This window comes from Bacillus sp. AFS023182, from assembly GCF_002560575.1.
In the GTDB taxonomy this organism is placed as follows: Bacteria; Bacillota; Bacilli; order Bacillales; family Bacillaceae_G; genus Bacillus_A; species Bacillus_A arachidis.
On sequence record NZ_NTRO01000013.1, the window covers coordinates 161785 to 172310 of the forward strand.

Genomic DNA, 10526 nt, shown 5'->3' on the forward strand with positions numbered 1-10526 from the left:
AAGAAATCATCTGCCAGAGAATGATTTTGAGAAGTTAGGTGCGCGTGTGATTAGAGAGATGTTATAATTTGAAAAGATGTAACAGAAAATTCTGATGAATCAAAAGGATGAAAGTGTACATCGTTTGCTTCGATGAATTCACAGATATAGATGTATTTTTGCTCAGGGATTTACTGAATAGAGTAAGAGTGTAGAAAAAACAAAGGAGTGTGATCTTTATGATGCCTTTATATTTTCCAGAAGATAAAACAGAATATATTATTCCAGGGATTGTTTGTGTTTTATTTATAGTCGGTGCAATTGCAACTTGGCGTATGTTTATTCGTGTATCGAAGAGAGAGGCAGAACGTTTGCAGAAAGTAGAACAAAAGTTGTTAGCGGAAAAGAAACACTAATTCGCTTTTGTATGTTTCCCTCTATGCTCGGACAATCTAAGGGCAGAATGTATTTTGGAGGGAATTGTGATGAAAAAGCAGCTTTTATTTGGGTTTTGTTTGCTGTTTCTTATGGCAGGTTGTGATAAAGGGAAACCGAAAGAAATAGATGTAAAGTTATATAATGCTTCTGGTGATAAAGTTGGAACCGCAAAGGTGGTTCAAAAAACAAATGGCGTGAAAATATCCATTAAGGCAGAGGGATTTACGCCAGGAGCACATGGATTACATATTCATGACATTGGGGAATGTAAAGCACCTCTTTTTATATCAGCGGGTGATCATTTTAATCTAGATAAGAAAAAGAAACATGGACTTATGAATCCAAAGGGAGCAGAGAATGGCGATTTGCCGAATGTAATTGCTGATGATAAAGGTGCGATTAAGGCGGATATTGAAGCACCTAATATATCGCTTGAAGAAGGGAAAACGACACTTCATCGAAAAGATGGGGCAACGATTATTATTACTGAAAACGCTGATGATGGTATGACGCAACCTGCTGGAAATTCAGGGAACCGAATTGCTTGTGGGGTTATTGTAGAAAAAGCATCAGCCGCTAAGAAAAAGTAGAAGCTACCTTTTGAAAGGATAGCTTCTTTCAGTTAACTATGAAAATGTATACTGGAGTCTGTGCAGTATCTCTTCAAGTTGTCTTCTTGGACAACCGATGTTAATACGAATATATTGCTCTCCGCCGGTTCCGTATTTTTCACCTGGTTCAACGATGATCTTCCCTTTTTCTTCAAGTTGTTTTGTTCTTTCTTTTTCAGACAAATCAAGGCGAGAACAGTCAACCCATAGTAAAAAAGTACCTTCTGATTGAATGACAGAAAGTATAGGAATATGCTGCTTGATAAATTCACGAGCGAACCGGGCATTTTCTTCTATATATAAACGGATGTCTGCTAACCATTCGTTACATTCTGTATAGGCACTTTGCATTGCTACATAAGCCAATGTATTTAACCCATGAAAACCTTGACGGTGTTGTACAGATGTAAAGGCATCGCGAAGTTTTTTATTAGGAATAATAATAATAGATGCCTGCAGTCCTGCAATGTTGAACGTTTTGCTTGGTGCCATGCAAGTGATTGTGCGTGCCGCTAATGATTCAGATAAGGAAGCAAATGGTGTATGGGTATGATTTGAGAAAATAATGTCTGCATGGATTTCATCCGTGACAACGATTACATTATATTGTTCACATAATGCTCCAAGTTTTGTAAGTTCTTCCTTTGTCCAAACGCGACCGACAGGGTTGTGTGGACTACAAAGGAGCATAAGTTTCACACCCTGTTTGAATTGTGATTCCAAATGTTCAAAATCCATTGTGTATACGCCGTCCTGCAAGAGTAATGGATTTTCGCATACAAGACGGTTATTTTTTGTGACCATATCAAAGAATGGAGGATAAATCGGTGGTTGCACCAGTACGGCATCATTTTCAGTTGTGAAAGCTTGTACACTAGTGCTGAGAGCAGGGACGATTCCTGAACTAAATACAATCCATTCTTTTTTTATATCCCAATTGTATTGACTTTTTGTCCACTGACAAATCGTATCTGTGATTTCTTCTGGTGGCATTGTATAACCGAAAATAGGATGTTCAAGGCGTTTTTTCATTGCAGATTGAATTGGCTTTGGAATAGGAAAATCCATATCTGCAATCCATGCATGTAGCAGTTCTTCATTCTTATATGTATCCCACTTTACGCTATGAGTTCCCCGGCGATTTACAGTTTTATGAAATTGCTGCATATTATTTGCCTCCCTTTACTTGAATCGATGATTTTGTGAAAGTTCCTCACTTCTTCTAGCATAGCTGATATGATACGATAAAGAAAAGAGTGAAAAATAGGAAAAGGCGGGAAGTAGATGGGCGCATATGAAAAGATGGTGGAAATGGTGAAGAATTGGGATCCTTTTCAAATGGGACCGGAATTTTATGAAACAGAAGCAAGTGATGTCGTGTACGTGGTAAGTGCGTTTGACGATCCGAAGTATATTGCGAAAAAAATCCAGCATATTTATTTCATGTCTTTTGAAGAAGTACCATCTATTGAGAAATGTGAGAAATTAGCAGAGGAATTACTCATATTAAAAGAAGGTGGAAGTTGTTCATTATAGGCTGTCGGGTGTTCCGACAGCCTTTGCTTTTGTAGTAATTTTGATGTTGTATATCGTGAAATGATTGATATAGTAGCTGAAGCCGCCGATATATGGATGTTACTGTGCTGAAAATGCCACGATTTCTTCGTATACATGCTGTGGCTTCTCTTCTGGCAATAAGTGTCCAGCATTTTCGTATGAAATAAATGTAGAGTTTGGTAAGTCTTCGTGTAACCGTTGCCCAACATGAACGGGAACAACACGGTCTTTTTCACCCCAAATAAGCAAGGTAGGCGTTTCAATTTTACGTAATTCAGCTGAAGATAAATCACCTTCTCGGTCCCGAATCATTCGAGTTAAAGCCGGGAAAATACGGTTATCATAAAAGGGAGCTGAGTAGCCTTCCATCATTTCATCATCAATTAAAGAGTGATCATAAACGACATTCATTAAATTATGAACAATGCCTCTTCGTATAATCCAATTTTTTACGTATAAATGGAAGAACGGTAAATAGGAAGTATAGATGAGCGGGAACTTTGCCCTTGTTAAGTAGCTTGAGCTACATAGTAAGATTGTTTTTGTAATTAAATCAGGGCGTATACGATTGACATAGAGTGAGATTTGTCCGCCCATTGAATGCCCAACTAGCACAATATTTTGCAATGCTAAATGTTCCACTAAATCGATAATTATAGTTGCTAGATTATGATAGGAATATGTAAAGTGATTTGACTTATCACTTTTTCCAAATGGTGGTAAATCGAGAGCGACAACAGTTCCTTCTTTTGTAAGCAGTGGGATGAGTCGTCGGTAACTAAATGAGGACGATAAAAAACCGTGAACGAGTACGAAAGTTGGCCTATCCTCTTTACTTTGGTATTCATATAACTCGTAATGAACGGTAGTGCCGCGAGTGGAAAAAGTGAAGTAAGGATGTTTTGTCTCATGGTTCATTTTTTTTCACTCCATTGATTTTTTTCATATTATTTCCTAGTAGAAAAAAGTTTATGTTAGTAAAAAAAGGCAAGATGGAGGGCCATCTTGCCTTTTTTATCCACGTACAATATTTGGAGGTGTCTTTCCTTGTAACCCAGCAACTAGATTTTCGGCAGCTGTCATTGCCATTTTGTGTCTCGTTTTTAATGTCGCAGATCCGATGTGCGGCAGCGTAACGACGTTTGTTAACGATAATAACGGATTATCTTTTTCCACTGGTTCTTGTGTGAATGTATCAATGCCAGCTGCAAAGATTTTCTTTTGTTTCAGTGCATCAATTAATGCATTTTCATCGACTGTTTTCCCGCGGGAAGCATTAATGAAAATAGCTGTTTCTTTCATTAATGAAAATTCCTTCTCGCCGATAAGATGGTATGTTTCCTCTGTTAAAGGGGTTAGAAGAACAATGAAATCTGATTGCGCTAGTAATGTGTTTAAATCACAGTACGTCGCTTCGAATTTTTGTTCAGCGTCTTCTTTACGGCGACGATTATAGTAAAGAACATTCATATCAAACCCGAATTTGGCACGTTTAGCAACAGCCTCTCCAATTCGGCCCATGCCAATAATTCCAATTGTACTATGATGTACATCCATTCCGAAATGCTCCTTTGTAATTTCGGAATTCCAATTACCATCTTTCACATAAGAATCAAGCTCGCATACGCGGCGTCCCGCTGATAACATAAGAGCGAAAACAAGATCGGCTACTGTATCATCTAATACATATGGGGTATTCGTACCAATCACATTTTTGCCCCGCATCGCTTCTAAATCGAAATTATCATAGCCAACAGAAATATTGCTCACAACTTTTAGTTGGGGAGCTGCTTGAAATAATTCCTCATCAATTTTTGCACCAAAGTTAAGTAAACCATGCTTATCTTTTACTTTTTCTAATAGAACTTCACGAGGTATCTTCTCATTACTATCCCATTTTTCATATTCACAATGCTCAGAGATATATGTTTCTACAGACTTTGGAACGCGTTCAGCAATATATACTTTTGGTTTCACGGTTTCAGCCCCTTTTTCTTTTTCCCCGCTTTAACGAGCCGTAAAATCCACACCTAAATAGTTAGAGAGAAGTGAGGAAGAAAGGTGAAGACAGGCTATCCGTTAAAGCACAATTGGTGATGGTTAATAATCAGCGATAGATGAAGAAAATTTCTACTGATTAAAGTTTCACTCTATTTTTACATAATTCTCTAAAAAAATCTTCTTTTCAAATATAAAAGGAAGGAGGAAGGAATATGATGACTGAAAAAATTAGAATTATTAGCTTGTCTTGAAAAACAGTCGTTTATCCGTAGAAACTTTAGCGGAAATGTTAAATGTAGAAATAGAAGGAGTAAAAGAAATGGTGGAGAAGTTAGAGAGAGTAAAATTATTGTTCACTATGTTACACATATAGATTGGAAAAAAGTAAAAGGACATAGAGGTTTGTAGAAAATAAAAAAAGGACAAAACAGAATATGTTTTGTCCATAAAAGGGGGGGAATACTAGAAAGCCATGTGTTAGTATTCTATCCCAATATTTGAAAATTATACTTACTTGAGGAAAGTTTTTCATGAATTTTGAATGAAACGAGAGCTAGTGGTATAATTTACTAATATAAAGTGAAACTTTTCTCAGCGAGGGAGATTTATCTTTTTACTGAGAATGAGCTTTCACTAATCGGATATTTATGAATAGTTGCATCTGCTAATCTTTTTGGTTTTCTCGGTGGATGTCTTGCTACCTGCAAATAGCAGGGAAAATGGTAAGCGTATAGGAGTGTTTCATATGTCAGAACAATACACAACAGGAGTGGTTGTGAAAGGGAAAGTGACTGGAATTCAAGATTACGGTGCGTTTGTAGCATTGGACGCCGAAACGCAAGGACTTGTACATATATCTGAAATTACAAATGGATATGTAAAGGATATTCATGACTTTTTAAAGGTCGGAGATATGGTAGAAGTAAAAGTACTTTCAATTGATGAAGAACACAAAAAAATGAGTTTATCGTTAAAAGCAGCAAAGCGAAAGCAAGGAAGAATTATCGTACCCAAACCATCTGATAAAGGGTTCAATACGCTTCGCGAAAAGTTAACAGAGTGGATTGAAGAATCACAGTTAACAAAATAAAAGAGGATCGCTAAATCAGCAATCCTCTTTTATTTTGTTATGATATATATTAGCAAATATGATTGCATGCAATCATATTCGTATGTCGGATGGGAAGTGCGGAGCCATGTTTTATTATCGAACTTCGCGTGTTTCTGGGTGTGTTCCAAGGTTTTCGGATGGTTTAAACAATAAACCAAGGTTAATAAGCCCAGAAATACCAACAATACCGTAAATGATTCGTGCAAGTGCGGAACCTTGCCCACCGAAGATAGCTGCTACTAAATCAAATTGAAAGAATCCAATAAGTCCCCAGTTGACGGCACCGATGATAGTGAATACTAATGCAATACGTTGTAAAGTACTCATCTTGAATAGTCCTCCTTAAATTTGAAGCATAAGCAAGCCTTTAGTATTCGCGAGTAATAAGAATCCACCTATATGAAATTGGTGGGTATAAAGCGAAATCCGAAAATGGGAGTACGCATTATACAACTTAACTCTCTTATAGAATGACTCTCCTTTGTTGTTTTTATACATAAAAAATTTTCATTATAGGATGTGTATACATCCATACTAAGAAATACGAATTTTTATGCGAAAAATGAACTTTTTTTTAAAAATAAATATTGGTTACGTTTACAATTCTTCAATTGCTTGATTTACAACTTCAGTTTCGCTAAAGTGAATACAGAAGTACATATACATAATTGGAGGGAAAAAGATGAGCACACATGTAACGTTCGATTATTCTAAAGCGTTATCGTTCATCAGTGAACGTGAACTAACTTATTTACGTGATGCAGTAAAAGTATCGCATCATGCAATCCATGAACAAACTGGGGCTGGGAACGATTTCCTTGGGTGGGTAGAGCTTCCACTTCAATACGACAAAGAAGAATTTGCTCGCATTCAAAAATGTGCTGAGAAAATTAAAAGTGACTCTGACATTTTACTTGTTGTAGGTATTGGTGGTTCTTACCTGGGAGCACGCGCAGCAATTGAAATGTTAAATCATTCTTTCTACAATACACTTTCTAAAGAACAACGCAAAACTCCACAAGTGCTATTTGTTGGGCAAAACATTAGCTCCACTTACATGAAAGATTTAATGGATGTATTAGAAGGTAAAGATTTCTCCATTAACGTTATTTCTAAATCAGGTACAACAACAGAACCTGCAATTGCATTCCGCATTTTCCGTAAATTATTAGAAGAGAAATATGGAAAAGAAGAAGCACGTAAACGTATTTATGCAACAACTGATAAAGCGCGTGGTGCTTTAAAAACATTAGCTGATGAAGAAGGATACGAAACATTTGTAATTCCAGATGATGTTGGCGGTCGTTTCTCTGTATTAACACCAGTTGGTTTATTACCAATTGCAGTGAGTGGTTTAAATATTGAAGAGATGATGCAAGGTGCAGCTGCTGGGCACGATGACTTTGCGAAATCTGAGCTGGAAGAAAATCCTGCTTACCAATATGCAGTTGTGCGTAATGCTTTATATAACAAAGGTAAAACAATTGAAATGCTTGTTAACTACGAGCCGGCGCTTCAATACTTTGCTGAGTGGTGGAAACAGTTATTTGGTGAAAGTGAAGGGAAAGATCAAAAAGGTATTTTCCCATCTTCAGCAAACTTCTCAACTGACTTACATTCATTAGGTCAATACATTCAAGAAGGACGTCGCGATCTATTTGAAACAGTTCTGAAAGTAGGGAAAGCTACACATGAACTAAAAATCGAATTAGACGAGAACGATTTAGATGGTTTAAACTACCTTGCTGGTGAAACAGTAGACTTCGTAAACACAAAAGCATACGAAGGTACATTACTTGCACATAGCGATGGCGGTGTACCAAACTTAATCGTAAACATTCCAGAATTAAATGAGTACACATTCGGTTACCTTGTATACTTCTTTGAAAAAGCGTGTGCGATGAGCGGCTACTTATTAGGCGTAAATCCATTTGATCAACCAGGTGTAGAAGCATACAAGAAAAACATGTTTGCTCTTCTTGGAAAACCAGGATTCGAAGAACTAAAAGCAGAATTAGAAGAGCGTTTGAAATAGGGAAAGCGAAGCCGCCGACCACTCTAGCCATTGTAGCTGGATAAAAAAGCGAAAAAAGCTGTTGGGATAATCCCCACAGTTTTTTTTATTGGAAAAATTGGGATGGGGCTTGTCGAATCATTGATATATCATGCAAGAACAAAGAAGAATCGGGTATGCTAAGGGAAAAGTTTAGGAAGGATGAATAGCTTGATTCCAATTCAATCAAATTTAGAAGGTCATACATATGCCCTTTTTAAATTAGAAGAAACATTAAAACCGCTTGGTTATAGTATTGGTGGCAATTGGGGTTACGACAAAGGGTGCTTTGATTATAAAATAGATGAGGAAGAGGGATATCAATTTTTAAGAGTACCATTTACAGCAACGGAAGGAGAGCTAGATGTGCCTGGAGTAGTAGTTCGCCTTGACACGCCGTATCTTCTTTCGCATGTATATCAAGACGAACTGGATGATCAAGTAAATACATTAGCAGCTGGAGTAAGTGGAGTAGATCAATTCGCAGAGCCACAAGATGCAGATGGAAATATAAAAAGAAAATACATTGATATCGGAAAGGCTTTAGTAAAAGAGCTGGAAAAGCATCTTATTCATGTTTAATTACGATAAATATGTCGCTTTCAATAATAATGAAGGAGCGGACGGGATTGATGTGATATTGTTCATCTCGCTGCACACCTAGCAGTAGGACGTCTTGTTTTAAAAGCAGGCCACTGCAAACTTCGAAAGTTTTTCCGATATAAACTGTAGGAGCATTCATCAGTTGCAATTTATTTTCCGAGATTTCATTATAAAGTGTAAATAATACACCTGAAATGGAAGGGAATAAAAGAGATGCAGTAAAGACGTAGCTTGTTAATTTATTTCCTTCTATAATTTCTGTTGCCCCCGCTCTACTCGCATTTTGAACTTGTTCAGAAGTGAGTATTTCAGCGATACAGTGGATATTTGGATTCAGTCCTTTAGCAGTTAAAATGTTTAAAATAGATTGTGTGTCAGCTAAGTTTTCATTTTTCTCTTTATCTGCCGTGATTAAAATAGTTTGGGCTGTTCGAACATTTGCTTTTAGTAAGGTTTGATCATGATGTGGACAGCCTTTAATAAACTCTAAGTGATGGAAAGATTTCGGAAGCAAAGAAAGGGTTTCATCGATGAGTACGATATCAAGCTTCGGTTCTAGTACATGCATTTGGCTTACGACTTGTTTGGCACGTTCATTCCAGCCGACAATTATCATATGTCCATGGCAGGAAGCTGCTTCTTCACCTTTAATTTTCATATACTGCTTACTAATCATTTCGGTGGCGAATAACACCATATAATAGGAGCAGAAACCTGTTCCTAATAAAATGAGAAGCATGCCTGTAAGTTTTCCTATAGGTGTGTGCGGGACGTAATCGCCGTAACCGACAGTAAAAGTTGTAACAAGTGCCCACCAGATTCCATCAAACCATGTAGAAAAATAAGTAGGTTCAAATTTATATATGAGAAGACCAAAAACAGTAATTAGTAGGATAATGAAGCTAATTAAGCGGAAAATAATGGAGTCACGAAATACATCTACTAGATTAGCGCGTGATTTCAAATTTATATTCCTCCTCACCTTGTATAGCTACATTGTTACCATTATGAAAAAAAGAAAAACTCTCTATTTTGTAAGAGAGTTTTTTAGTGGTTCATCAGAAACGCTATATGCTTTCAACTTCTGTTTGTTGTACACTTTCTAAATGTTGCAACGCATAATAGACGTCAGCTGTATGTCTTTTTTGATCAACAGACAGTTTAAGTTGTAAAAAGTGCGATCCGTTTTCTAATGTTTTGAGTTTCATATTTTTAACTTTTATATCCATTGCTTTTATTTCTTCAATAACAATAGGTATATTGTTCATATTACTTACAACAAGTTTGACAGCGATATCTCGCTGCCTGAGTGACCTAGGACCTAAAATCTTCATTGTTAATGGAATGAGTTCGACGCTAATCATAAGAAAACACATGCCGAAAATTGCTTCAAGATAAAAACCAGCTCCCACAGCAATCCCAATGCCTGATGCTCCCCAAATCATAGCGGCAGTAGTTAAGCCTGCGATACTGTCGTTTCCTCTTCTTAAAATGACACCAGCGCCTAGAAAACCAATTCCTGAAACAATTTGAGCTGCAAGGCGAAGAGGGTCCATGTTGATGTGATCTGTATGAGGTAAGTTATAGGCAGATTTAATAGAGACAATAGTAAGGAGACAGCTAATAATTGAAATGACTAAGCAAGTTTTTAAACCAAGTGGTTTTCTTTTTAATTCGCGTTCTAAACCGATAGCAAATCCTAAAATAGCAGAGAGACCTAGTTTGATTAATAAATCGGTATAGTCCATATGTACTCCTCCTTGTAAGTGGGTTTACTGTAAAGGCAATGATAACGTTAAGAAGAAACGTTTTTCTTAATAAATGAAATTTCCATCAGCGGGTATGGTACTTCCTGCACAATGAAATTCTTTTTGTAAAGAATGATAGATAGTAATGAAGCCGATTATGGTGAAAAAGATATGAATGAAGAGGGGAATAAAAAGGTATTTTATTTAAGTATATGGCGTAAATAAAGAAACTTGGCTATTTTTTATAAAAAAGTTTTAAAAGGGTGTTGCATTTCATTTTTCTACATGCTATATTAATAACCGTCGCTGATGCGAGACAGCAGAAAGCGAAAAAAAGAAACAAAAAACTTTGTTGACATCGAAAAAAGAAGGTGTTAACATAAGGGAGTCGCAAATGAGCGGCGAACAAGTTCTTTGAAAACTGA

12 protein-coding genes and 2 pseudogenes are annotated in these 10526 nt (G+C 36.7%); 8 read left to right on the forward strand and 6 right to left on the reverse strand.

The window, feature by feature from the left end; genetic code table 11:
• Positions 1-107 precede the first annotated feature (107 nt).
• The 3 genes and pseudogenes from CN288_RS07430 to CN288_RS07435 all read left to right on the forward strand — a co-directional run.
• A pseudogene (locus tag CN288_RS07430) lies at positions 108-191 on the forward strand (DJ-1/PfpI family protein); the annotation flags it as partial.
• Positions 192-218: 27 nt separating this feature from the next.
• Entirely contained in the window at positions 219-395 is a 177-nt protein-coding gene (locus CN288_RS28665; protein WP_170833691.1) for a hypothetical protein, read from the forward strand.
• 69 nt (positions 396-464) lie between these two features.
• Complete coding sequence (locus tag CN288_RS07435; RefSeq protein WP_098302046.1) at positions 465-1007, forward strand: superoxide dismutase family protein; 543 nt, start codon at positions 465-467, stop codon at positions 1005-1007.
• 36 nt (positions 1008-1043) lie between these two features.
• Here CN288_RS07435 and CN288_RS07440 read toward each other — a convergent pair whose 3' ends face one another.
• Positions 1044-2195: a MalY/PatB family protein gene (locus tag CN288_RS07440; protein WP_098302047.1), complete on the reverse strand. Its 1152-nt coding sequence runs from the start codon at positions 2193-2195 to the stop codon at positions 1044-1046.
• A gap of 117 nt (positions 2196-2312) precedes the next feature.
• On the opposite strand from CN288_RS07440, the gene CN288_RS07445 reads away from it, so the two are divergent.
• Complete coding sequence (locus tag CN288_RS07445; protein WP_026594257.1) at positions 2313-2564, forward strand: DUF1871 family protein; 252 nt, start codon at positions 2313-2315, stop codon at positions 2562-2564.
• A gap of 99 nt (positions 2565-2663) precedes the next feature.
• Here the strand turns inward: CN288_RS07445 and CN288_RS07450 are convergent, their stop codons facing one another.
• Together CN288_RS07450 and CN288_RS07455 are read right to left on the reverse strand one after the other, a co-directional pair.
• A complete protein-coding gene (locus tag CN288_RS07450) occupies positions 2664-3503 on the reverse strand; it encodes an alpha/beta fold hydrolase (RefSeq protein WP_026594258.1) in 840 nt (279 codons plus the stop codon).
• Between the two features lie 96 nt (positions 3504-3599).
• Positions 3600-4562 (reverse strand): 2-hydroxyacid dehydrogenase, encoded by a 963-nt coding sequence (locus CN288_RS07455; RefSeq protein ID WP_026594259.1) that lies wholly within the window; start codon positions 4560-4562, stop codon positions 3600-3602.
• 243 nt (positions 4563-4805) lie between these two features.
• Here CN288_RS07455 and CN288_RS07460 point away from each other — a divergent pair.
• Positions 4806-4991: pseudogene (locus CN288_RS07460) on the forward strand (winged helix-turn-helix transcriptional regulator); the annotation flags it as partial.
• Positions 4992-5331: 340 nt separating this feature from the next.
• Positions 5332-5676 (forward strand): S1 domain-containing post-transcriptional regulator GSP13, encoded by a 345-nt coding sequence (gene yugI, locus CN288_RS07465; RefSeq protein ID WP_026594260.1) that lies wholly within the window; start codon positions 5332-5334, stop codon positions 5674-5676.
• Positions 5677-5790: 114 nt separating this feature from the next.
• Here the strand turns inward: yugI and CN288_RS07470 are convergent, their stop codons facing one another.
• Entirely contained in the window at positions 5791-6024 is a 234-nt protein-coding gene (locus CN288_RS07470; protein ID WP_026594261.1) for a DUF378 domain-containing protein, read from the reverse strand.
• Between the two features lie 355 nt (positions 6025-6379).
• On the opposite strand from CN288_RS07470, the gene CN288_RS07480 reads away from it, so the two are divergent.
• Together CN288_RS07480 and CN288_RS07485 are read left to right on the forward strand one after the other, a co-directional pair.
• Entirely contained in the window at positions 6380-7732 is a 1353-nt protein-coding gene (locus CN288_RS07480; RefSeq protein WP_026594262.1) for a glucose-6-phosphate isomerase, read from the forward strand.
• Between the two features lie 189 nt (positions 7733-7921).
• Positions 7922-8332: a YugN-like family protein gene (locus CN288_RS07485; protein ID WP_026594263.1), complete on the forward strand. Its 411-nt coding sequence runs from the start codon at positions 7922-7924 to the stop codon at positions 8330-8332.
• Here the strand turns inward: CN288_RS07485 and CN288_RS07490 are convergent.
• Complete coding sequence (locus CN288_RS07490; protein WP_098302048.1) at positions 8319-9317, reverse strand: potassium channel protein; 999 nt, start codon at positions 9315-9317, stop codon at positions 8319-8321. The genes CN288_RS07485 and CN288_RS07490 overlap by 14 nt on opposite strands.
• 103 nt (positions 9318-9420) lie before the next feature.
• Complete coding sequence (locus CN288_RS07495; protein WP_026594265.1) at positions 9421-10101, reverse strand: MgtC/SapB family protein; 681 nt, start codon at positions 10099-10101, stop codon at positions 9421-9423.
• Positions 10102-10526 lie beyond the last annotated feature (425 nt).

Bases quoted from the DNA above. Each gene is read 5' to 3' on its own strand.
- CN288_RS28665 (WP_170833691.1), top strand. From the start codon at position 219: ATGATGCCTTTATATTTTCCAGAAGATAAAACAGAATATATTATTCCA.
- CN288_RS07435 (WP_098302046.1), top strand. From the start codon at position 465: ATGAAAAAGCAGCTTTTATTTGGGTTTTGTTTGCTGTTTCTTATGGCA.
- CN288_RS07440 (WP_098302047.1), bottom strand. From the start codon at position 2,195: ATGCAGCAATTTCATAAAACTGTAAATCGCCGGGGAACTCATAGCGTA.
- CN288_RS07445 (WP_026594257.1), top strand. From the start codon at position 2,313: ATGGGCGCATATGAAAAGATGGTGGAAATGGTGAAGAATTGGGATCCT.
- CN288_RS07450 (WP_026594258.1), bottom strand. From the start codon at position 3,503: ATGAACCATGAGACAAAACATCCTTACTTCACTTTTTCCACTCGCGGC.
- yugI (WP_026594260.1), top strand. From the start codon at position 5,332: ATGTCAGAACAATACACAACAGGAGTGGTTGTGAAAGGGAAAGTGACT.
- CN288_RS07470 (WP_026594261.1), bottom strand. From the start codon at position 6,024: ATGAGTACTTTACAACGTATTGCATTAGTATTCACTATCATCGGTGCC.
- CN288_RS07480 (WP_026594262.1), top strand. From the start codon at position 6,380: ATGAGCACACATGTAACGTTCGATTATTCTAAAGCGTTATCGTTCATC.
- CN288_RS07495 (WP_026594265.1), bottom strand. From the start codon at position 10,101: ATGGACTATACCGATTTATTAATCAAACTAGGTCTCTCTGCTATTTTA.